Origin of the sequence: Pseudomonas sp. B28(2017) (assembly GCF_002113025.1) — a bacterium.
Taxonomy (GTDB): Bacteria; Pseudomonadota; Gammaproteobacteria; order Pseudomonadales; family Pseudomonadaceae; genus Aquipseudomonas.
In genome coordinates, this window is the sequence record NZ_NEJH01000008.1 from 142,092 (window position 1) to 162,427 (window position 20,336).

23 protein-coding genes and 1 tRNA gene are annotated in these 20,336 nt (G+C 58.4%); 13 read left to right on the top strand and 11 right to left on the bottom strand.

All coding sequences use genetic code 11. The features are described from left to right. Positions 1 to 140: 140 nt before the first annotated feature. The 7 genes from CAF65_RS20100 (at position 141) to CAF65_RS20130 (ending at position 6,045) form a co-directional block, all read left to right on the top strand. Positions 141 to 353 (top strand): hypothetical protein, encoded by a 213-nt coding sequence (locus CAF65_RS20100; protein ID WP_085717852.1) that lies wholly within the window; start codon positions 141 to 143, stop codon positions 351 to 353. A gap of 228 nt (positions 354 to 581) precedes the next feature. Next, positions 582 to 1,253 (top strand): DsbA family protein, encoded by a 672-nt coding sequence (locus CAF65_RS20105; protein ID WP_085717853.1) that lies wholly within the window; start codon positions 582 to 584, stop codon positions 1,251 to 1,253. Positions 1,254 to 1,513: 260 nt separating this feature from the next. Further along, complete coding sequence (locus tag CAF65_RS20110; protein WP_085717854.1) at positions 1,514 to 2,800, top strand: OprD family porin; 1,287 nt, start codon at positions 1,514 to 1,516, stop codon at positions 2,798 to 2,800. Positions 2,801 to 3,004: 204 nt separating this feature from the next. Then, positions 3,005 to 3,226, top strand: a complete 222-nt coding sequence (locus tag CAF65_RS20115) for a 4-oxalocrotonate tautomerase family protein (protein ID WP_008003165.1) — start codon at positions 3,005 to 3,007, stop codon at positions 3,224 to 3,226. Further along, positions 3,223 to 3,879, top strand: a complete 657-nt coding sequence (locus tag CAF65_RS20120; protein ID WP_085717855.1) for a DsbA family oxidoreductase — start codon at positions 3,223 to 3,225, stop codon at positions 3,877 to 3,879. The genes CAF65_RS20115 and CAF65_RS20120 overlap by 4 nt, the downstream gene beginning before the upstream one ends. A gap of 43 nt (positions 3,880 to 3,922) precedes the next feature. Next, a complete protein-coding gene (locus CAF65_RS20125) occupies positions 3,923 to 4,633 on the top strand; it encodes an SDR family NAD(P)-dependent oxidoreductase (RefSeq protein ID WP_085717856.1) in 711 nt (236 codons plus the stop codon). Between the two features lie 443 nt (positions 4,634 to 5,076). After that, positions 5,077 to 6,045 (top strand): LysR family transcriptional regulator, encoded by a 969-nt coding sequence (locus CAF65_RS20130; protein ID WP_178076723.1) that lies wholly within the window; start codon positions 5,077 to 5,079, stop codon positions 6,043 to 6,045. Positions 6,046 to 6,065: 20 nt separating this feature from the next. Here the strand turns inward: CAF65_RS20130 and CAF65_RS20135 are convergent, their stop codons facing one another. Beyond that, positions 6,066 to 6,527 carry a RidA family protein gene (locus tag CAF65_RS20135; RefSeq protein WP_085717857.1) on the bottom strand — a complete coding sequence of 154 codons (462 nt, stop codon included), beginning with the start codon at positions 6,525 to 6,527 and terminating at the stop codon, positions 6,066 to 6,068. 259 nt (positions 6,528 to 6,786) lie between these two features. On the opposite strand from CAF65_RS20135, the gene CAF65_RS20140 reads away from it, so the two are divergent. The 5 genes from CAF65_RS20140 to CAF65_RS20160 all read left to right on the top strand — a co-directional run bounded on the left by CAF65_RS20140 (position 6,787) and on the right by CAF65_RS20160 (position 10,543). Further along, positions 6,787 to 7,473 (top strand): hydrolase, encoded by a 687-nt coding sequence (locus CAF65_RS20140; RefSeq protein WP_085717858.1) that lies wholly within the window; start codon positions 6,787 to 6,789, stop codon positions 7,471 to 7,473. Between the two features lie 164 nt (positions 7,474 to 7,637). Continuing rightward, complete coding sequence (locus CAF65_RS20145) at positions 7,638 to 8,039, top strand: helix-turn-helix domain-containing protein (protein ID WP_085717917.1); 402 nt, start codon at positions 7,638 to 7,640, stop codon at positions 8,037 to 8,039. 205 nt (positions 8,040 to 8,244) lie between these two features. Continuing rightward, positions 8,245 to 8,664: an organic hydroperoxide resistance protein gene (locus CAF65_RS20150; protein WP_085717859.1), complete on the top strand. Its 420-nt coding sequence runs from the start codon at positions 8,245 to 8,247 to the stop codon at positions 8,662 to 8,664. A 32-nt stretch (positions 8,665 to 8,696) separates the two neighbouring features. Next, the gene (locus CAF65_RS20155; protein ID WP_085717860.1) at positions 8,697 to 9,710 is read left to right on the top strand and encodes an alpha/beta hydrolase; all 1,014 of its coding nucleotides are present in this window, start codon (positions 8,697 to 8,699) and stop codon (positions 9,708 to 9,710) included. A 428-nt stretch (positions 9,711 to 10,138) separates the two neighbouring features. Then, positions 10,139 to 10,543 carry a DUF6632 domain-containing protein gene (locus tag CAF65_RS20160; RefSeq protein WP_085717861.1) on the top strand — a complete coding sequence of 135 codons (405 nt, stop codon included), beginning with the start codon at positions 10,139 to 10,141 and terminating at the stop codon, positions 10,541 to 10,543. Between the two features lie 343 nt (positions 10,544 to 10,886). On the opposite strand, the gene CAF65_RS20165 is transcribed toward CAF65_RS20160, so the two are convergent. From CAF65_RS20165 to CAF65_RS20195, 7 genes are all read right to left on the bottom strand, one after another. Next, positions 10,887 to 10,962: transfer RNA gene (locus tag CAF65_RS20165), tRNA-Thr, on the bottom strand. A 78-nt stretch (positions 10,963 to 11,040) separates the two neighbouring features. Further along, positions 11,041 to 11,865, bottom strand: a complete 825-nt coding sequence (locus CAF65_RS20170; RefSeq protein WP_085717862.1) for an FkbM family methyltransferase — start codon at positions 11,863 to 11,865, stop codon at positions 11,041 to 11,043. A 343-nt stretch (positions 11,866 to 12,208) separates the two neighbouring features. Continuing rightward, positions 12,209 to 13,438 (bottom strand): methyltransferase, encoded by a 1,230-nt coding sequence (locus CAF65_RS20175; protein ID WP_085717863.1) that lies wholly within the window; start codon positions 13,436 to 13,438, stop codon positions 12,209 to 12,211. Continuing rightward, positions 13,419 to 14,108 (bottom strand): ABC transporter permease, encoded by a 690-nt coding sequence (locus CAF65_RS20180; protein ID WP_085717864.1) that lies wholly within the window; start codon positions 14,106 to 14,108, stop codon positions 13,419 to 13,421. Before CAF65_RS20180 ends, CAF65_RS20175 begins: the two co-directional genes overlap by 20 nt. Further along, positions 14,105 to 14,800: an ABC transporter permease gene (locus CAF65_RS20185; RefSeq protein ID WP_085717865.1), complete on the bottom strand. Its 696-nt coding sequence runs from the start codon at positions 14,798 to 14,800 to the stop codon at positions 14,105 to 14,107. Before CAF65_RS20185 ends, CAF65_RS20180 begins: the two co-directional genes overlap by 4 nt. Before the next feature lie 77 nt (positions 14,801 to 14,877). After that, the gene (locus CAF65_RS20190; protein ID WP_085717866.1) at positions 14,878 to 15,624 is read right to left on the bottom strand and encodes an ABC transporter substrate-binding protein; all 747 of its coding nucleotides are present in this window, start codon (positions 15,622 to 15,624) and stop codon (positions 14,878 to 14,880) included. A gap of 13 nt (positions 15,625 to 15,637) precedes the next feature. Beyond that, complete coding sequence (locus CAF65_RS20195; RefSeq protein ID WP_007972784.1) at positions 15,638 to 16,411, bottom strand: ABC transporter ATP-binding protein; 774 nt, start codon at positions 16,409 to 16,411, stop codon at positions 15,638 to 15,640. A gap of 563 nt (positions 16,412 to 16,974) precedes the next feature. On the opposite strand from CAF65_RS20195, the gene gabP reads away from it, so the two are divergent. Further along, positions 16,975 to 18,366, top strand: coding sequence for a GABA permease (gene gabP / locus CAF65_RS20200; protein ID WP_085717867.1), 1,392 nt, complete (start codon positions 16,975 to 16,977; stop codon positions 18,364 to 18,366). A gap of 71 nt (positions 18,367 to 18,437) precedes the next feature. Here the strand turns inward: gabP and CAF65_RS20205 are convergent, their stop codons facing one another. From CAF65_RS20205 to CAF65_RS20215, 3 genes are read right to left on the bottom strand one after another with little or no spacing between them, the layout of a single operon-like run. After that, a complete protein-coding gene (locus CAF65_RS20205) occupies positions 18,438 to 18,887 on the bottom strand; it encodes a hypothetical protein (protein ID WP_085717868.1) in 450 nt (149 codons plus the stop codon). A 6-nt stretch (positions 18,888 to 18,893) separates the two neighbouring features. Further along, complete coding sequence (locus tag CAF65_RS20210; RefSeq protein WP_085717869.1) at positions 18,894 to 19,310, bottom strand: hypothetical protein; 417 nt, start codon at positions 19,308 to 19,310, stop codon at positions 18,894 to 18,896. Positions 19,311 to 19,348: 38 nt separating this feature from the next. After that, on the bottom strand, positions 19,349 to 20,311 hold the full coding sequence (locus tag CAF65_RS20215; protein ID WP_085717870.1) for an alpha/beta fold hydrolase: 963 nt from the start codon (positions 20,309 to 20,311) through the stop codon (positions 19,349 to 19,351). Between the last annotated feature and the right edge of the window lie 25 nt (positions 20,312 to 20,336).

The window sequence follows — 20,336 nt, forward strand, 5'->3', positions numbered from 1 at the left end:
TATCCGCTTGCCCACACTTCAGAAACCTTGGCACAGCTCTTGTATCTCTGCTGTTGTAACTCGGGGAGGGGGAGGACTTCGATGTTCTGTCATAAACCTTGGATAAGTTAGCCGCTCACAAACCGGGAGAGAGCGCGGAAATGAACGCCGAAGTGAATGTAGTGAGTGACAAGGCGTTGCATCCCCTGGCAGTAAACAGCGAATCGCTCCAGATTCTGGCGCACTGGTTCAAGTCCAATGGAACGCGTCAGATCAGCGAAACTGATCCGCGCCGGACGATGATCGAGCGTTACCCCGCTGGTTTATTCAGCGAAGCGGAACTGGATGCGTTGTGGGATGTAATGGAAGGATAAGAAGAACAACAACGGATTGATCAAAAAAAGCGCTGCCGGGATGGCAGCGTTTTTTTTTGCTTACGGATTTTTTCAGTCACCACTGAACATTGTGGGAGCAATTGTCTTAACCCTGCCATTCGACCGATTCAAGCAACAGACTGAAAGTCAATCCGGCGTTTTTCCGGGGCCTCTGTGGCACTAATCTGCCGACATCGAATTTTCCTGAATTTCTGTCGGAGCTTTTCCATGATCCTGCATTACATCTACGACCCATTGTGCGGTTGGTGCTATGGCGCCAAACCGCTGGTGCAGGCTGCCCAGGCTGTGCTGCCCGTGATTGCCCACGGGGGCGGCATGATGACGGGTGCCAATCGGCAAAAAGTTTCGCCACAACTGCGCAGTTACGTCATGCCCCATGACCGGCGCATTGCCGAATACAGCGGGCAGCCGTTCGGTGAGGCTTATTTCGAAGGTTTGCTGCGTGATCACACTGCAGTGTTCGACTCGGCTCCACCTATCGCTGCGGTGCTGGCTGCCGAGCAGATGGGAGGTCGTGGGCTGGAGTTGTTGGGGCGCTTGCAAAGTGCTCACTACGTGGAGGGGCGCCGCATCGCCGACGAATCGGTACTGTTTGAGCTGGCCCACGGCATGGGGCTGGACCGTCAAGCCTTCGAAATAGCCTTCAGGGAGGCCGACACCGAAGGCCATATCCGGAACAGCCGGGCTTTCCTGGCCAAGGTGGGCGGGCAGGGTTTTCCGACCCTGGTGCTTGAGGACAATGACCAATTCACCCTGATCGATATCGGGCCATGGCTGGGCAAACCCCAGGCATTTGCGCAGTGGCTGAGTCAGTCGCTGCCCGATCAGAGGGCATCCAGTTCCGTAGCAGCCTGTGGCCTTGAAGGTTGCACCGATTGAATATTCCTGCCACGTAAAGCAATTTCTTAGACGTTTTATGCCTATTTGTAGAAGATTCACGAAATTGACACATCATTGAGGGCGCGGCTACGATTCGGCCCAACGCCTGTGGCCGACCGCCACGACTCAAAAACAATAAAAGGCCCGCCGCGAGAAATCGTGGGCGGGCCTTTTTGTTTTCGCATTGAAACAAGAGCGCGATAGCGCCGTTTCGACCGTTCGACACAGCGCGTATCAACCGAATCAAGGAAAAAAACAAAATGTTGAACAAGCGAATCAGTCTGATCGCTCTGGGGATGTTGAGCGCTACACAGGCCATGGCGAACGACCAGGCCGAATCCAAGGGTTTTGTTGAAGACAGCAGCCTCAAAGTGTTGCTGCGCAACGCCTACATCAACCGTGACTTCAAAGACGGCAACCCGGATAAATCCGAGTGGGGCCAAGCGGCCATCGGCACGTTCTCGTCCGGCTTCACCCAAGGCACCGTGGGTGTGGGGGTGGACGCTTTCGGGCTGTACGCACTGAACCTGGAACGCAGCGAAGACCGTAGCGGCGCGCAAGGCATCGATTTTTTCAAAAAGGGCGACAGCGGCCAGCCGGCTGACGACCTGTCCAAGGGCGGCGCGGCGATCAAGTTCCGCCTGTCCAGCACCACCCTGACCTACGGCGACCAGATGCCGGCCCTGCCGGTGCTGAACTACGACAACTCGCGCCTGCTGCCGGAAAGCTACACCGGTACCTTGATCACCTCCAGGGAAATCAAAGGCCTGCAACTGGACGCCGGGCGCTTCACCGCCGAATCGCGCAAAAGTGCTGAAGGTCGTGACAGCGGTGGCTTGAAGTCGATCAACGTATTGGGCGGTAGCTACCAGTTCACCGAGCAATTCAAGGCCGCGCTGTACGCTTCCGACGTCGAAGACGTGCTGAAGAAACAATACGTGAACGCCAACTACGTATTCCCGATCGACAAGGATCAGTCCCTGACCCTGGACTTCAACGGCTACCGCACCAAGCTGGAAGATTCCTACGTTCGGGACAACGGTATCACCGGCGACGACAACAAGATCTGGAGCCTGGCCGCCACCTTCATCACCGGCCCGCACTCGTTCACCCTCGCGCATCAGCGCAGCACCGGCGACAGCAACCTGGGTTACGCCTATGGCGGCTACCAGAAAGATCAAGGCCGCATCGGCGACGGTGGCAACACCATCTACCTGGCGAACTCCTACTGGTCCGACTTCAATGCAGAAGACGAACGCAGCTGGCAAGTCGGCTACGGCCTGGACTTCAGCACCTTCGGTGTACCGGGCCTGAGCTACAACGTGGCCTACGTGCGCGGTGACAACATCACCACCTCCACCAGCGAAGGCGGCACCGAGCGCGAAATCTTCAACCAGATCAAATACGTCGTACAAAGTGGCCCGGCCAAAGACCTCAGCGTGAAACTGCGCAGCTCGGTCCTGCGCGTATCGCAGAAGTCGAGCGAGTACAACGTCAGCGGCAACGAAGTGCGTGTGTTTGTGGACTACCCGATCAACATCTTCTGATGATCGGTTGCGGTATCGAGGCCTGATCAAAGGCTGAGAAAGAAAAAGCCCCGACTGGTTCGGGGCTTTTTTCATTGCGCAATCATTACACCACGTAACGAATGTAGTTCCCGCCCCCACCTTTATCCCTTCCAGCAAACTCCATAAATTGAGCTCCAACGCCTCTCCCATCATCCCGACGGGAAGGTCACTGGAGTTTCCCTCATGCCTTTCGTATCTGTACGTATCACCCGCGATGGCGTTACCACTGAGCAGAAAGCTCAGGTGATTGCCGAGATCACTGAAACACTGGAACGCGTCCTCAACAAACGCCCTGACCTGACCCACATCGTGATCGAGGAAGTCGACACCGATAACTGGGGTTACGCCGGAATCACCACCACCCAGTACCGCAAGCAACTGGCCGAGGCGGAGGGGCAGTCATGACGTCGCCCGTCACCATCGATTTCATCTCCGATGTGGTGTGCCCCTGGTGCGCACTGGGGGCGACGGCGCTGGAGCAAGCGATCGAGAACGTGGCCGGGGAAATCTCGGTCGAGCTGACCTACAAGCCGTTCGAGTTGAACCCGGATATGCCGGCCGAAGGTGAGCAAGCGGTCGAGCACTTGATGCGCAAGTACGGGAGAACAGCCGCCGACGTCGCCGCCGGCAAGGCCATGCAGATCGCTCGCGGCGAGGCCATCGGCTTCAAGTTCGATCTGGAGAAGCGCACGCACTTCTACAACACCTTCGATGCACACCGATTGTTGATGTGGGCGTTGCAGGAAGGGCGGCAGGTCGAGCTGAAGAAGGTGCTGCTACAGGCTTACTTCAGCGAAGGCCAGAACCCGAGTGATCAGTCGACGCTGGTGCGTCTGGCGACTGAAGCAGGGCTGGATGGGGCAAGGGCACAAGAGGTGCTGGCGTCCGGCGCTTTCGCAGAAGAGGTGCGAGAACTTGAAGCGTACTACCGGCAGCGCGGCATCAATTCGGTCCCGGCCATGGTGCTGAACGGTCGCCACCTGGTGTCCGGTTCGCAATCGGTCGAGTACTACGAACAGATGTTGCGACAGATGGCCAAGGCACCGGCCGAAGCCTGATTACAGATTTTTACCCCACTTTTAATTGTCAGAGGTCTTCATCATGAGCATTTCGAAAAAAGTCATCGTAATCACCGGCGCATCCCAGGGTCTTGGCGACGGTATGGTCAAAGCCTTTCGTGAACTCGGCTACCGCATCGTCGCCACTTCGCGCTCGATCAAGCCGTCCACCGATCCGGATATTCTCACCGTGGCCGGCGATATCGGCGAACCGGAAACTGCCCGGCGCGTCATCCGTGAAGCGATGTCCCGTTTCGGTCGCATCGATACCCTGGTCAACAACGCCGGGATCTTCATCGCCAAGCCGTTCACCGCGTACACCGCGGAAGACTACGCCAATGTGCTGTCGGTGAACGTCAATGGCTTCTTCTACATCACCCAGCTCGCCATCGTCGAAATGGAAAAACAGGGCAGCGGCCACGTCGTCAACATCACCACCAGCCTGGTGGACCATGCCATCGACGGCGTGCCATCGGTATTGGCATCGCTGACCAAGGGCGGCCTCAACGCGGCAACCAAATCCCTGGCCATCGAATACGCCAAGCGCGGGATCCGGGTGAACGCGGTCAGCCCGGGCATCATCAAGACCCCGATGCACGGCGAAGAAACCCATGCCGCACTGGGCAACCTGCACCCGGTCGGGCACATGGGCGAGATCGATGATATTGCGCAAGCGGTCGTGTACCTGGACGGCGCCAAGTTCGTCACTGGCGAAATCCTGCACGTGGACGGTGGTCAGAGCGCGGGGCACTAAAAGCGCTTTTCCAAACCTCCGGAAACGACAAAGCCCTCGTATTGCTACGAGGGCTTTGTTTTGTGGCTCTAAGAGTCGAATCGCGAGCCACTGGAGGAAATCTGTGGTTTTCCACAGACAGTTGGGTGGGCTTTGGATTTTTTAAGTGAGGTCTATCCAAGCAGGGCGGCTTTGCAGCTCTGCTTGGATAGATACGCGTGGCCCCGAGATGTTGAGGGTGTACGCCTACTCTGTTGCTTCGTGTGCGCCGTCGGATCAACCCCGAAAAGGATTCAGACCTGTCAGCTCTTGCTGGTAACGAATCGATTTGAGTACCGGCAATCTCCACGTCAGCCATAGCAGCCAGTCGGCATAACAGTTTTCAACCAATCGCCGGAACAATGTGGCTGCTTCACCCAACCTCTTCTCGTATCATCAGCGCCTTCGCATCTGGAACGAACTGTGTGAAATCGCCAAATGGAAAAGCTCCGGCTGCCCCTGACGGGACGAAGTGGGACGTAGGCGAGGCTGTCAATCAGCTCTCGTGGGACGACTTGCGCATCATCAAGACGCTCAGTGATTGCGGCAATCGTTCGGCTACGGCCAAGAAGCTTGGCATCAATGTATCCACCGTTTCGCGCCGAGTTGCTCAAGTTGAGCGAACGCTCGGCATCGCGCTGTTCGATCATCGCAAATCAGGGTATCTGCTCACCGCCGAGGGTGCTGAGTTGCGAGCACTCGCCGAGCGAGTGGAGCTGGATATCGTCAGCGTCACGCGGCGTGTTTCACGTTCAGGCCAAGGCCCCCTCGGGAAACTTCGAATTACCACCAGCGACTCGCTGCTGCTGTACTTCTTAACCCCCATCATCGCGGACTTCAAGGCCCTGAACGAGGGGATCACCATCGAGGTGCTGGTGGGCAATGAAACCCTTAGCCTCGCCCGGGATGAATCGGATATCGCGATTCGAGCGACGAGAAAACCTGCAGAAAGCCTGGTGGGCCGTAAACTGGCGAACATTGCCTGGGCACCTTACTGCTGCGCCAAGCAGATGACTGCCTTGCCCCTTTTCGAAGAGGGCCAGGCATGGGTGTCATACTCCTCAGCGCTCTGCGGTTTGAAGGCGACAAGCTATGTCGAAAGCAGAGTCGCTGCTGAGCGCATAGCGTACCGCACCGATTCTGTTGCAGCAGCAAGCGCTGCAATCGCGGCGGGTCTGGGATTTGGATTCCTTCCCTGCATGTTGGGCGACATAACCCCAGGGTTGGTACGCGCCGGTCCGGTGGTGCCAGAGCTTCAGGATGAGTTGTGGCTGCTGACTCACCAGGACATTCGAAAATCGTGGCGAGTCAAAGCATTCATGACCTTCTGCGCCGCCGCCGTGGCCAGTCAAAAGCCCTTGGTCGAGGGGCAATTGATACTCCCGGTCACCTAGATCGAAACCGGGAGTGCAGCTCAGATGTCTCGGGCGCCAATCACGGCCTTGCACACGATCTCAATCAACTGCGGACGCTGGGCAAGTCTCGACACCCCAATGATATTGCTCGCGCACTGAGGCCGCTCAGTGCCATAGGCCGCCTTGCGCACTTTGCCAACCACTGCGAACGCAGCGTCCATGTCCAGCACATAAAGCGTTTCCTCGACAACATCCTGCAGCGTTGCGCCATACAGCGCGAGCAGCTTCGAAATGTTGTCGTAAGAGACCCGCATCTGCTCTCCCATCGAAGAGAAATCACTGGGCTTACCGTCGGCGTTCAGCGGCGCCGGGGCTATCAGATTACCTGCCTCATCATGGTTGAATTGACCTGATACATAGATCTCGTTTCCTACCCGTCGTGCCTGCGGATAGCCGTAGGCCTCCTCCCAGGAAACGCCCCAGTAGGCGGTCTGCTTGTTGAACGGTTGTGAAGCTGCCATTGCATTCTCCTGCACATGACGGACCGGCTTGATCCGAATGGGTGGGCGAATGCTAGCAGCGCGATCGCGTATTCAATGGCTCAAAAATGAGCCGGCAGGAGCGCAAAAATGCGCCACCGACAGGCGCGATGTTTCGTTATCTTTTGCTCGTCCTCAAGCAACGACGCTGAGGGGGGCACTCGTGGCTACGGTAATGCCTGCAAGGTGCGGGACCCGAGACTGGTGCGATTGAACATCATCAAGCCGAAAGGAAACAAAAATGAACAATCCTAAAACTGAAGTCCTGACTCCGCTTAATAGCCAGCTGATCTTCATCGATCAGCAGCCACAGATGGCCTTCGGCGTTCAGAGCATTGACCGGCAAACGCTGAAAAACAATACCGTTGCCTTGGCCAAGGCAGCGAAGATTTTTAATGTCCCCACCACCTTCACCACGGTTGAGACAGAAAGCTTCTCAGGTCACACCTACCCCGAGCTACTCGCTGTGTTCCCGGACGCCCCGCTGCTGGAGCGCACCTCCATGAACTCCTGGGATGATCAGAAGGTACGCGACGCACTCAAGAGAAATGGTCGCAACAAGATCATCGTCTCCGGCTTGTGGACCGAGGTATGCAATGCCACCTTCGCCCTGTCGGCAATGAACGATGCCGGCTATGAAATCTATATGGTTGCAGACGCCTCCGGCGGCACCACCAAAGAAGCCCACGATTACGCCATGCAGCGCATGATCCAGGCCGGCGTGGTACCGGTGACCTGGCAGCAGGTGCTGCTGGAATGGCAACGGGACTGGAAGAACCGCGACACCTACGACGCCGTAATGGAACTGGTAAAGGAACATTCTGGTGCATATGGCATGGGCGTCGACTACGCCTACACCATGGTGCACAAGGCGCCTGAACGCGTTCAGCATGGCCCCACCCTGGCGCCTGTCGCTGCATCTGTCTGAACCATCGCCAGCCCCTGCCCTGGGGGCTGTTCACAGACTTGCGAAGGGTGCGCGGTCGACTGAACCGAGTCAACGAGCCTGGCCTGGAACCTCTGGGGATTTCCAATGCCCAGCGCTGTTCGAGTCAGGCGCTCGCATCCTGTTACCTGGATTAATGGATGTGTATGAACAAGGACAAATCTACCGTGCTGGCGACTCTCACACTGGCTTCGACAGGGCAGCTCAAATCCTGGCAGATAAGAACTGCCAAACAACTGATGCTGGACAGGCTGGATACCGGCATCTCAGTGACTGAACTAGCCGAAGCTTGCGCATTGTCGCGTAGTCACTTCTCACGCAGGTTCAAGGAAAGCACCCGGATGTCCCCGCAGCGATGGCTGCGTGAACAGCGGGTCATGAAAAGCAGAGAGTTATTGAAGGCTTCCACGATGTTGCTCACAGAGATCGCGCTGGAATGCGGCTTCAGCGATCAATCTCACTTCTGCCGTACATTCGTGAAGGCTGAAGGCATGACACCGAAGGCTTGGCAGCAACAAGCAATCTGCCCGATTCCGGTCGTTGCTTGAGACGGTAAGGCATCATCAACGCGCGGGCGAGCCCAAGCGGACTGAGGTGTAACCCCCTTGAAAATCAATTTGTTACAGCTACAGACGATTTTTTAAAAAACTTGCGCGCCAAATTATTGAGCGAAAACTTATTGTGCATTGTTAGCGCGCAAACATTTAAAGCGCTAGCAGAGTGCTCCGAAGACATTCAAAAGTGAGGAAAGCCATGAAAGTTCTCTACACCGCAGTCGCAACCGCAACCGGTGGTCGTGATGGCCGAGCCATCTCCAGCGACAACAACCTCGACGTGAAACTGGCCACTCCGAAGGAATTGGGTGGTGCCGGTGGTGATGCCACCAACCCTGAGCAACTGTTCGCCGCTGGTTACTCGGCCTGCTTCATCGGTGCACTGAAGTTCGTCGCCAGCCAGAGCAAACGCAGCATTCCAGCCGACGCCTCGATCACTGCGCGGGTCGGCATTGGCCAGATCCCAGGCGGCTTTGGCCTGGATATCGACCTGAACATCAACCTGCCAGGCCTGGAGCAAGCCGATGCACAAGCGTTGGTGGAGGCGGCCCACCAAGTGTGCCCGTACTCCAACGCAACCCGTGGCAACGTCGATGTCCGTCTGCACGTCACCGTCTAACTTCCCGCCTCACCAGAAACAGGAGATATGAAATGAACGTTTTGACCAAAACACTCGTTGGCTCGCTCCTTGCTTTGTCGATCGGTAACGCATTCGCTGACTCTGGCGTCGAACACAACACCCAGGCATTCCTCGATGCATTGAACTCAGGCAGTGGTAAACCCATCGAGCAGCTTTCGCCGAAGGACGCCCGCGCGGTACTGACCGGCGCTCAGGCCGGGGTAAAACTGACACTGCCCAAGGCGGATGTCAGCGAGAAGACCATCACCGTCGACGGCCAGGACATCAGCTTGACCATCGTGCGTCCGGCGGGTGTGAAGGGGACCTTGCCTGTGTTCATGTACTTCCACGGCGGTGGTTGGGTGCTCGGTGACTTCCCGACCCATGAGCGGCTGGTGCGCGATCTGGTCGTCGGGTCCGGGGCGGTGGCGGTGTTCGTCAATTACACCCCGTCCCCTGAAGCGCACTACCCGACGGCGATCAACCAGGCCTACGGGGCAACCAAATGGGTGGCCGAGCACGGCAAGGAAATCAATGTCGACGGTAAGCGCCTGGCGGTAGCGGGCAACAGCGTCGGCGGCAACATGGCAGCCGTGGTCAGCCTGATGGCCAAGGATAAAGGTACCCCGGCCATTAAGTACCAGGTGCTGCTGTGGCCAGTGACCGACGCCAACTTCGAGACAGCGTCGTACAACCAGTACGCCGAGGGGCACTTCCTCACCAAGAACATGATGAAGTGGTTCTGGGACAACTACACCACCGACCCCAAGCAACGTGCCGAGATCTACGCCTCGCCGCTGCGCGCTACCACTGAGCAGTTGAAAGGCCTGCCGCCAGCGCTGGTCCAGACCGCGAGTGCCGATGTGCTGCGTGACGAAGGGGAAGCCTACGCTCGCAAACTGGACCAAGCCGGCGTGCCGGTCACTGCGGTGCGCTACAACGGCATGATCCATGACTACGGCTTGCTGAACGTGGTCAGCCAGGTTCCGGCGGTACGCTCTGCAATGCTGCAGGCTTCCGAAGAGCTAAAAGTTCATTTGAAGTGACCCCCCCACTCAGGACCGGAGATGTATGCCATGAACTGGTCATCATCGCCGGAAACGAAAAACCCGCTAAACAGCGGGCCTTTTCGTTTCCGGTTTAGCGTTAGCAGCCCTCCGCCAAGGGCACCTATGGGTTGTGGATTCAACCGGTCGACTGCTGCCCTTCGCGACAGGCAGAAACGGCCAGAAGCAGCCGGTGGACGGAGCGATAGCAAATGAGTAGCTATGCTTGGTCTACTGCTGGAACTGATTGAGCAGATTGGGCTTTCCGTCCATGGTGTATAAACCCCTTCAGCGGTCACCCGACGGTCACAATGCCCGGCCTGGTCAGGGATAGACGACAGAACAAGGAATGTTATCCACCAAGCCCGTGAAGGCGTCATCACCCCACTTGGGGTCTATTTAGAGTTAGGCCCAAAGAGGAGCCCGCCATGACCGTAGTCGATCGCCTCAGGTATTTGCGCGTCGTTCTGGTTTTGGCTGGCCTCGCGTGCCTTGCTCTCTACCCACTTATGTTGTTCTGGCCGTCCGGCTGGGCCTGGCACGTCGGTCACTCGGACTACCCGATGATGATCGTTGGCATCTACGCCACACTTGGCGTGTTCTTGATCCTGGCCGCACGTGATCCATTAGCCAATCAGAGCCTAATCTGGTTCACCGTGTGGTCTAGCGCCGTACATGGAGGAATCATGGCCGTCCAGGCGGTCACCCAGCCGGAGCAAATGGGGCACTTGGCAGGTGACGTGCCGGCGCTCTTCATCGTGGCGGTTGCCTTGGCCATCTTGACGCCCCGCTCGCAATTGGCCGCTAGGCCCCGGACACACAATGGGGCCTAAGAGCAGGTTTGACTGTCAGGATCGGGACGAAAATCGCGTCTACGCAAATTTTTGGTGTGCCAATCAACCAACGCCGACAGATCTTACGTAGCAACGCAGACTATAAAACGGCGCATGCGTTTTCACACAGTCTGGGCCGGTTGCTGCCAACCAGGGAGGGCCGCAATTTCCATCGCGGCTCGATAAAGACCTACGCTGGACAACTCCACAATATTTTTCAAGCAGCTCAAGAGCTTAGGATGGTGTGGACACGAAGCGGGGAACGAACGGGGAAAATTGAAGAAGGCTGGAGCCAGAAACGAAAAAGGCTCACCGTAAGGTGAGCCTTTTTCGTTGTTCTATATGGTGCCGGCACCAGGAATCGAACCCGGGACCTACTGATTACAAGTCAGTTGCTCTACCATCTGAGCTATACCGGCGTGTCAGGGCGACGATTATAGCGATTGGTTGGCTTCTGTAAACCCCTGAATTTTGACTATTTTTGCGCGAGCTTCAGGTCAGGCGCGCAGCAGGGTTTTCTTGAGTTTCTGAATGGCTTTCCAGGCTCGACTGTTTTGCATCGCGCGTAGCTGTGCTTCGGCCTGTTCGGCGCGTTGCAGGGCGGCGGCGAGTTGGTGTTCGGTGTCGCCGACGGGGTGGCTGAAGTTGTGGCCTTTGCAGAACTGGAACTCGTCCAGGTTGCACGGCGGGATGTCGAAGGCGGGTTTGAGGTTCAGGTGTTCTTCGGCGAGGTAGTAGGTGTTGATGCCGTCGAACAGGATGGACTGGTAGCCGGCGCCGGTGACGAGGGTTTCCCAGGTCTGGTCGCGCTCCCACGGGGTTTCGATGAGGATGATCCATGGCCGCCATTGGCTGAAGTCCATGCCGCGCAGGACGGTCTCTTCGTGGCCTTCGACGTCGATCTTCAGGAAGTGAATGTCGCGGCCCCGGGCGTGTTCTTCGCAGATGGACGTCAGGGTGCGGGATTGGACGGTCTGGCTGCGCACGTCCATGCCGGCGTCTTTGTGCATTTGCGCCATGGCCGGGTCGGCGGTCGAGAGGCCGGTGCCGGCGATGCCGTAGAAGGTCAGGCTGTCGGCGCTTTCGCCGGCCACGCATTGCAGGTTGGTGTCTTTGGGGCGTTGTTGACACAGGGCTTGGTAGTAGTTGGGCATCGGTTCGACGTTGATGCCAGTCCAGCCATGGTCATAGAACGCTTTGGTGACCGAGTCATGGGTGGGATCGTTTGCCCCGACGTCGATGTAGAAGCCGTTCTCGACGGTTTTGAGGGCGCGCCACAGGCGTATGTCTTCGAAATTCTGTGCGTAGGAAATGAACGTCACTGGCGCATCCTGTCGGAAGAATGTTCTTGTTCGTGGCCGCGCTGCTGGCGCCCTTGCGTGTGTGTATAACAAGAGTAATGGAACGGTGCAAATTCCCCTGTCCGCGGTCCGGGATTAGGCGTTTATGTCCTTTTCGTAGAGTGCTTATGCACAATGGAATTGGCAATGCACGGGGTTTAGGCCGAATTTGTGGATCCGTTCTCATTTGTCTGCAAATGCCTGTTTTTTCGATTTTTTATGCGTGTGTACAAAATATGAACAGTATTGTTTTTGCCCTGAAACTGGCATGAATCTTGGATCCACGACAATTCCATCAACAGAGTTATCCACAGGCTGGGCGTGTTTAAGTGCGTTCGGCCAGGAGCAGAAAATTACGCGGCGTGATCGGGGTTTTGCAGAAGGTGCCGAGGCGGACGCTGTAGCCCTGTTCGGCGAGGAAAAGTGCCCGGTCAAGGACCAGCCAAAGCTCCAGCGGACGTCGGAAAAGTCCGCGTAGTAGCTCAAGGTTGCGCACCTCGGCCAGTCGCTGCCAACCGGCTGTTTCGAGGGCTGGCCAATCTTGCGGGCCGATTGTGGATAACTCTTTGAGTGCGGCCAGGTGATGGCAGTAATCGGCGAAGGGTTTGTCCAGCCAGGCACTGGGCAGGGAAGGGGTTGGCAGATACTCGTCAACGCCGCGCAGTTGCCGTTGCAGCAAGTCGAAGCCCAGACGCCGGGCCATGGAGGTGTCGCGTTGACGTCGCACGCGGGCACCAGCGGTAACGGTTTCGCTCATGGGCAACGCAAGGTCGTCGAGGGAAAGCTGTAAGCCGGAGCCTTGGGCGACCGAGGAAATCGGCGAGTATTCGGCAAGACTGATCCGGTTGTAGCAGCACGGGGCAATGGCGAGTTGTTTGCAGCCTTTCGCGCTGGCGAGTTGAATCAGCCGCACATGCAAATCACCGCAGGCGTGAAGCGCGACGGGCGTGTGAACCGCACTCAGTAAAGAAGCTGCGTTTGCCGCGAGCACATCCTGTTCAATATGCAGCGCGTGCAGGTGATGGCGCTGGCTGAGTGCCTGGCCGCCGGTTACCAGGGCCGAATCGTATTCCAGGCATGTCAGTTGCTGCCCCGGTTGCAGCAGGCGGCGCCCCAGGTGTCCCTTGCCCGAGCACCAGTCCAGCCAATGCTGCGTTGCCTCGGAAAACTGCAACCGGCTGGCGAACGCTTCGATCTGTTGCCATTTGCGCCCCGGCACATCGACGTTCAATCGATGGCCGGCCGTTTCGAGCGTGCGTGCAGGCAATTCATCCACTGCACTCAAAGCAACAGACTTCGTTGCCAGCGATGTAAAGGGGTCGGGTGCGTGCAGTAGAGCCGGCTGGTTGTGAGCGTTTTCGGCGTCGTCCAGCGTTCGTCCGCGTAGCCATGCGGCCAGCTCCGGGTAGGACGCCTCCCAAGGTAGTTGCAGATAAGTGAACGGGCGAGGTTTCCACAACGCCTGATGCTCTGTGAGAAAAGCATTCAGCGCAGTGAAACGGGCGAGTAGCGCCTCGCCCGTCAACACGCAATCCTCAACGCCCTTGGCAGGCATCGACGCGCAACCAGCGTTCCAGCAACTTGAAACCACGCACCAGCACATAGGCCATCAGCAGGTAGAACATGCCCGCGGCGAAGAAGATCTCCACCGGCAGGTAGGTCCGGGCAATGATGGTGCGGGCCATGCCGGTCAGTTCCAGCAAGGTCACGGTGCTGGCCAGGGCACTGGCCTTGAGCATCAGGATCACTTCGTTGCTGTAGGCCGGCAGGCCGATGCGCGCGGCGCGCGGCAGCATGATGTAGAACAGCGCTTTGGGTCTGGACATGCCCAGCGCCCGTGCCGCTTCGATCTCGCCCGGTGGAATCGCCTGAATGGCGCCGCGCAGGATTTCCGCAATGTAGGCCGCAGTGTGCAGGGTCATGGTTGCTGTGGCGCACCAGAACGGATCGCGCAGATACGGCCACATCGAGCTGTTACGGATCACGTCGAACTGCGCCAGGCCGTAGTAGACCAGGAACAGTTGAACCAGCAGCGGCGTGCCCCGGAAAAAGAAGATGTAGCCGTAGGGAAATGCCCGCACCCACCACAGGCGCGACGAACGGGCGATGCCCAGCGGAATGGCCAGCAGCAATCCGGCGATCACGGCGATGGCCACCAGTTCCAGGGTCAGCGTTGCGCCCTGGGCCAGCTTCGGCAGCCACTTGATGATGACTTCCCAGTTCATTGAGCGCTCCTCGCGAAGCCGCGAGCGGCGCGTTTTTCCATGAAGTGCATGCCGGTCATGGCAAGAATCGTCAGGCCCAGGTACATGAACGCGGCCACCATATAGAAGGTGAACGGCTGTTTGGAGACGGTCACGCCGATTTGTGCGTGACGCATGATTTCTTCCAGGCCGATCACCGATACCAGCGCGGTGTCTTTCATCAGGATCATGAACAGGTTGCCCAGGCCGGGCAGGGCGATACGCCACATCTGCGGCATGATCAGCCGGGTGAAGATGCGCAGTTTCGACAGGCCCAACGCCACGCCTGCTTCGCGGTGACCCTTGGGGATGGCGAGGATCGCCCCCCGAAACACTTCCGTGGCGTAGGCGCCAAAGCACAGGCCCAGAGCAATCACACCGGCGGCGAAGGCATTGAGTTCAAGGTCGGGGTTGCCGAAGAACTCGCCCAGGGCACGCATCAGGTTGACCGTGCCGAAGTAGATCAACAGCACCCAGAGCAATTCCGGGATGCCGCGAACCAGGGTCGAATAGGTGCCGCCAAGCCATTGCAGCGGCTTGTACGGGGAAGTCTTGGCCAAGGCGCCGAGCAGACCGAGCACCAGTCCCAGGCACAGGGCCGAGAGCGCCAGTTTCACAGTCATCAGCGCGCCAGCGGCGAGCGCCGGGCCGAATCCGTAGAGGTCGATAATCATGGATTTCTTTTCAAATCGCGGCAGGCAATGCCGAGAACCGGCGCCGTCAAACGGCGGCGCCGGTCAGGCAGTCAGAATCAATAGATGCTGAACGGGAAGTACTTGTCGTTGATTTTCTTGTAGGTGCCGTCAGCGACGATTTCTTTGAGCGCGGCGTTCAGCTTCTCGCGGATCGGGTCCTTCTTGCGCACGGCAATACCGATCTTGTCGCTTTCTTCCACCGGATCGCCCTTGAACTCGTAGCCACGGCCAGCGTCGCTTTTCAGCCACTCGTAGTTGACGTATTTGTCGGCCAGGATGCCGTCCAGACGACCCGAGGTCAGGTCGAGGTAAGCGTTTTCCTGGGTGTCATAGAGCTTGGTTTCAACGCCCGGCATGTTGTCTTCGAGCCAGGTGCCGGCCAGAGTCGCGCGCTGGGCGCCGATCACTTTGCCCTTCAGCGCATCCTTGTCGGTCTTGAAGTCGACGTCTTTCTTGGCGATGAACTGCAGCTTGTTGGAGTAGTACGGGTCGGTGAAGTCCACCGCTTGCTTGCGCTCGTCGGTGATCGACATCGAGGAGATCAGGAAGTCGAACTTCTTGGCGTTCAGGGCCGGGATGATGCCGTCCCAGTCGGAGGTGACCACGGCGCACTCGACTTTCATCTTGGCGCACAGGGCGTCGCCGATCTCTTTGTCGAAGCCGACGACATTGCCACTGGCATCTTTATTGTTGAACGGCGGGTAAGCCGCTTCGATGCCCATCTTCAGGGTTTCGGCCATGGCACCGGCGCTGAATGCCAGGGTGACGGCGGCAGCCAGGAAGACCTTTTTGTACTTCTGCATGTGGATAGCTCCGTTAGCGGTTGCTGGACATGAATTGTTTGCAGCGCGCCGAAAGCGGGTTTTCAAACACCTGCTGTGGCGATCCTTGCTCTTCTACCAGGCCCTGGTGGAGGAATACCACTTCGCTGGAAACCTGGCGGGCGAAGCCCATCTCGTGGGTCACGAGCAGCATGGTGCGGCCTTCTTCGGCCAGTGCGCGGATGACATTAAGTACTTCCTGGACCATTTCCGGGTCAAGCGCGGAGGTCGGCTCATCGAACAGGATGACTTTGGGCTGCATGGCCAGGGTGCGGGCAATCGCCGCCCGTTGTTGCTGGCCACCGGACAGTTGCGCGGGGTAGGCATGGCGCTTGTCGGCGATGCCGACCTTGGCCAGCAGGGCTTCGGCGACTTCAATGGCTTCGGCCTTGCTCTGGCCGAGCACGCGGCGCGGGGCTTCGATGATGTTGTCGAGCACGCTCATGTGCGGCCACAGGTTAAAGTTTTGAAACACAAAACCGATTTCGCTGCGCAGGCGATTGATCTGCTTGCCGTCGGCGGCCACCAGTTCACCGTTCTTCGCGGCCTTGAGCTTGAGTTCTTCGCCGGCGACCAGGATCTGGCCCTGGTGCGGGTTTTCCAGCAGGTTGATGCAACGCAGGAACGTGGACTTGCCGGAGCCGGAAGAACCCAGGATCGAGATCACATCGCCGTCGCGGGCGGTCAGCGAGATACCCTTGAGCACCTCCAGCGAACCGTAGCGTTTGTGCAAGTTGCGGATTTCAAGCGCGGGCGTGGCCTCAGCCATGTGCGTTCCTCATATATGTTGCGCTCCTGCTGTTGGCGGCCTTCCTGGCGAGGCGGCCAACCTAGCATAGCGTTTCAATGGCAGCCAACAGCGCTACGGACGGTAAACGGCTGGCGTGTGGCAGGTTGTCGCATCGGCGCAGCAGACTGTCGCCCCATCAACAACCGAACAGCCGTTTGAACCTTGCCTGTCGATAAAAAGCGCGGTGGCTGTCGCAAAAAAGGGCGCGATGTTGCCAGCTTTGGCGGGGGGTTGGAAGCGCTATCCGGCCGAATGTGGCAGATCCGCACTTTTATCGTGCGCCGTGTCGTTTTTAGGTGTGTTTCCGGTGCGCAGATTCGTTCCCAAAGTGAGTCGCAGGGTAACGTTTTGGCAAAGTGCCATTAATTTCAAGGGCTTGCGATGACTGTCCGGTCAGGTCGAAATCGCCGGGGTAGACGCTTTTGAAACATTTTGGCGCAATTATTGCGTGCGGATTCCGGAACACCCCGTTGATTTCTTTTTACAAGAAGGACATCCAAACGGGATGCACGCATTCGCTTTTCCTTACAAAGGTAGTTTCAATGAGCAGTACCCAAAGCTCTAACGGCCTCGAACAGGGGCTCAAACCGCGTCATGTGACCATGCTGTCGATTGCCGGGGTTATCGGTGCCGGCCTGTTCGTCGGCTCTGGTCACGCCATCGCGGCCGCAGGCCCGGCAGTGCTGTTGGCCTACGCTGCCGCCGGCATGCTGGTGGTGTTGGTGATGCGCATGCTCGGTGAAATGGCGGTTGCATCGCCGGACACCGGCTCGTTCTCGACTTATGCCGATCGCGCGATCGGTCACTGGGCCGGTTTCACCATCGGCTGGCTCTACTGGTGGTTCTGGGTCCTGGTGATCCCGTTGGAAGCCAACGCCGCCGCGACTATCCTGCATGCCTGGTTCCCTGGCGTGGACATCTGGGCCTTCGCCTTGGTCATCACCATGCTGTTGACCGTGACCAACCTGTTCAGCGTGAAGAACTACGGTGAATTCGAGTTCTGGTTTGCCCTGATCAAAGTGTTGGCCATCATCGGTTTCATTGTTCTGGGCCTCATGGCGATCTTCGGCTTCCTGCCGGGCAGCCAGGTCAGCGGTGTTTCGCACCTGTTCGACACCCAGGGCTTCCTGCCAAACGGCATGGGCGCAGTGTTGGGTGCCATCCTGACCACCATGTTCTCCTTCATGGGCACCGAGATCGTGACCATCGCGGCCGCGGAATCGAAGAACCCTGGCAAGCAAATCTCCAAGGCCACCAACTCGGTGATCTGGCGGATCGGCTTGTTCTACCTCGTATCGATCTTTATCGTCGTGGCCCTGGTGCCCTGGAACGACCCGGTACTGGCAAGCCTGGGCTCTTACCAGACTGTGCTTGAGCGCATGGGCATCCCTAACGCCAAGATGATCGTCGACATCGTGGTACTGGTCGCTGTGACCAGCTGCCTGAACTCGGCGCTCTATACCTCGTCGCGGATGTTGTTCTCCCTGGGCAAGCGCGGCGATGCGCCGGCCATGTCCACCCGCACCAACAATAGTGGCACGCCATACTGGGCGGTGATGCTGTCCACTGGCGCGGCGTTCCTGTGCACCTTCGCCAACTACGTGGCACCGGCGGCGGTGTTCGAGTTCCTGCTGGCCAGCTCCGGTGCCATCGCGCTGCTGGTGTACCTGGTGATCGCGATTTCGCAACTGCGCATGCGCAAACAGCGTATGGCTCGTGGCGAGAAAATCGTCTTCAGCATGTGGCTGTTCCCGGGCCTGACCTACGCGGTGATCGCATTCATCGTCGGTGCCCTGACCATCATGCTGTTCCAGGAAGCCCATCGTGTGGAAATCCTCGCGACCGGTTTGCTCAGCGTGCTGGTGGTGGCTGCCGGTTTGATCGTGGATCGTCGTCGCAAGCTGGAAAAAAGTGGCGCGGTGGTGTTGAACTGATCCATACCGCGTAACGCAGAACGGCCGCTGTCAGTGATGACAAGCGGCCGTTTTTGTTTGAGTCGTAACCTTTACTCGGCTAGTTCTTCCGACGTATCCAGCGACTGGCGGTAGACGTCCAGTGCGTCACCGAAGTCAGTAATGAACTGCGGGTCGCTCGGCCATGCCTGGGCAGCGTCGCGGTCCATGCCGTCGGCCCACATGCGGTAGTCGATCAGCATGTCGGCGGCCAGGTGGGTGGCTGCCATGCCTTCGTCGTCGGCGTTTTCCATGTCCAGCAGTTCTGGATGGTCGATGATGATGAAGGCGAGATCCGTCAGCAGCACGGAGAGCATTTCGCTGCGGCTGATGGCTTCCGCGTCGCGCATTTTGCTGAACATCGCCAGGGTGTATTCCGGGATCGGCTCCGGGAGATCCAGGTCGCTGTCCAGTGCCAGGGGTTTACGACCGACCATGCGGATTTGCTTGGCTTTGGCTTTTGCGCGTTTGGCGCGTTTCTGTTGCTTGTTCAGGGAGGCCATGGGAACTCAGTTCGGTTTCTGTTGGGTTTGCGCGGCAATGGCGTCGGACGCCGCCACGTAGTCAGCCTGGAAGGCCGGTGATTCGATCCACGCCAGGGCGCCGGTCTCGTCGGTTTCAGTGGACCATTGGCGATACTCGATCAGCGCGGCAAGGATGAAGTCCATCGCGCCTTCTTCGCCTTCCTGCTCGTACACCAGTTCCAGCAGCGGGTCTTCGAGGAAGGCCGTGCACATGGCTTGCTGGCTGGTCTTTTCGGCGTCGATCATTTTCTTGAACAGTTCGGTCAGGTCCACCGATTCGAAGTCGATGCGATCATCGTTCGGGTCCAGTTCGACCGGTGCGGCAGCTCGCTGGGTGCGGTTCTGCTTGGCCTTGGCCTTGGCGCGGGAGGCGCGTTTGTGCTGTTTGTTGGCGGAGGCCATGGTCGTTGTTCCGTAATCCGTTGAAAGGGGCGGGTGGCTCAGCTGCGTGGCACCGTTCGCCCGGGTGTGCCGGGGGCCAGCTCGCCGTTTTGCAGCCAGGACAATGCAATGGGCCATAGTGTGGCTTGGTATGCGCTGCGAAAAAAGGCGAAATGCCCAACTTCTTTTTCGCCGATGTCTTCTGGGGCTATGCGCAGGTGGGTGTTTGTGCTGCCGGTGAAGTAGGCGAGCAGGCGTTCTATCGCCGGGATCGTGCCATAGGGATCGTCGCTGATGCTGATGGCCAGGGCTTTTGCGGTGACGGCGGCGAAGTTCCTGACATGGATCTCCTGGCCACTTGGGCGCTTCTCGTAGCGAGCGGTGGGCGTGCTCCAGTCGCGGACTACACCGGCAGGTGTGTCTTCCAGCCAGCCGAGTCGTTTGCCGGGGAAGTAGCCGCACAGCATCGTCACCAGCGGCATCACCACATGCCACTTGCCGAACATCCGCCAGCGATGAGCGGGCGCATAGTCGCGCCAGTAAGCGAATTGTGCGCCGACCGTCACCAGATGCCGGATGAGTTGTCCGGAGGCTCCCAGGCCTGCTGCACAGCCACCAAAGCTGTGGCCGACCACATTGATCGGCTGCTCGGGGAACTCACGCTGTCCGCGCTTGAGCATCGCCTCGAAATCCAGCGTGCCCCAATCGGTCCATGAGGCCTGAAGTCCCTTGAGCGATGCTGGCCGCGACTCGCCGATGCCGCGGTAGTCATAGGTGATGACATCGAAACCGTGGGCGAACAGGTAGTCGGCAAAGCGCGAGTAATGGCGACAACGGACCGAGGTGGCGGCATTGATGATTACGACCGGGCGGGCGGCGTCCCGAGAAGGGTGCCGCCAGGTGAAGCCGCCGAGGATGAAACCGTCCGAGGCGGTTTCCTTGAACGGTTTACCGGGCGTGGTAGTCGGCCGTGGCAACTCGGTATGATTGGGGGCTAGTGAAGGCGTGTCCGGCAAATTCATTGGCGTCAGTCCTTTGCGGGTAGCT

Excerpts from the sequence above, each read along its gene's own strand:
- CAF65_RS20100 (WP_085717852.1), top strand. The coding sequence starts at position 141 with ATGAACGCCGAAGTGAATGTAGTGAGTGACAAGGCGTTGCATCCCCTG.
- CAF65_RS20105 (WP_085717853.1), top strand. The coding sequence starts at position 582 with ATGATCCTGCATTACATCTACGACCCATTGTGCGGTTGGTGCTATGGC.
- CAF65_RS20110 (WP_085717854.1), top strand. The coding sequence starts at position 1,514 with ATGTTGAACAAGCGAATCAGTCTGATCGCTCTGGGGATGTTGAGCGCT.
- CAF65_RS20115 (WP_008003165.1), top strand. The coding sequence starts at position 3,005 with ATGCCTTTCGTATCTGTACGTATCACCCGCGATGGCGTTACCACTGAG.
- CAF65_RS20120 (WP_085717855.1), top strand. The coding sequence starts at position 3,223 with ATGACGTCGCCCGTCACCATCGATTTCATCTCCGATGTGGTGTGCCCC.
- CAF65_RS20125 (WP_085717856.1), top strand. The coding sequence starts at position 3,923 with ATGAGCATTTCGAAAAAAGTCATCGTAATCACCGGCGCATCCCAGGGT.
- CAF65_RS20135 (WP_085717857.1), bottom strand. The coding sequence starts at position 6,527 with ATGGCAGCTTCACAACCGTTCAACAAGCAGACCGCCTACTGGGGCGTT.
- CAF65_RS20140 (WP_085717858.1), top strand. The coding sequence starts at position 6,787 with ATGAACAATCCTAAAACTGAAGTCCTGACTCCGCTTAATAGCCAGCTG.
- CAF65_RS20145 (WP_085717917.1), top strand. The coding sequence starts at position 7,638 with ATGAACAAGGACAAATCTACCGTGCTGGCGACTCTCACACTGGCTTCG.
- CAF65_RS20150 (WP_085717859.1), top strand. The coding sequence starts at position 8,245 with ATGAAAGTTCTCTACACCGCAGTCGCAACCGCAACCGGTGGTCGTGAT.
- CAF65_RS20155 (WP_085717860.1), top strand. The coding sequence starts at position 8,697 with ATGAACGTTTTGACCAAAACACTCGTTGGCTCGCTCCTTGCTTTGTCG.
- CAF65_RS20160 (WP_085717861.1), top strand. The coding sequence starts at position 10,139 with ATGACCGTAGTCGATCGCCTCAGGTATTTGCGCGTCGTTCTGGTTTTG.
- CAF65_RS20175 (WP_085717863.1), bottom strand. The coding sequence starts at position 13,438 with ATGCCTGCCAAGGGCGTTGAGGATTGCGTGTTGACGGGCGAGGCGCTA.
- CAF65_RS20180 (WP_085717864.1), bottom strand. The coding sequence starts at position 14,108 with ATGAACTGGGAAGTCATCATCAAGTGGCTGCCGAAGCTGGCCCAGGGC.
- CAF65_RS20185 (WP_085717865.1), bottom strand. The coding sequence starts at position 14,800 with ATGATTATCGACCTCTACGGATTCGGCCCGGCGCTCGCCGCTGGCGCG.
- CAF65_RS20190 (WP_085717866.1), bottom strand. The coding sequence starts at position 15,624 with ATGCAGAAGTACAAAAAGGTCTTCCTGGCTGCCGCCGTCACCCTGGCA.
- CAF65_RS20195 (WP_007972784.1), bottom strand. The coding sequence starts at position 16,411 with ATGGCTGAGGCCACGCCCGCGCTTGAAATCCGCAACTTGCACAAACGC.
- gabP (WP_085717867.1), top strand. The coding sequence starts at position 16,975 with ATGAGCAGTACCCAAAGCTCTAACGGCCTCGAACAGGGGCTCAAACCG.
- CAF65_RS20205 (WP_085717868.1), bottom strand. The coding sequence starts at position 18,887 with ATGGCCTCCCTGAACAAGCAACAGAAACGCGCCAAACGCGCAAAAGCC.
- CAF65_RS20210 (WP_085717869.1), bottom strand. The coding sequence starts at position 19,310 with ATGGCCTCCGCCAACAAACAGCACAAACGCGCCTCCCGCGCCAAGGCC.
- CAF65_RS20215 (WP_085717870.1), bottom strand. The coding sequence starts at position 20,311 with ATGAATTTGCCGGACACGCCTTCACTAGCCCCCAATCATACCGAGTTG.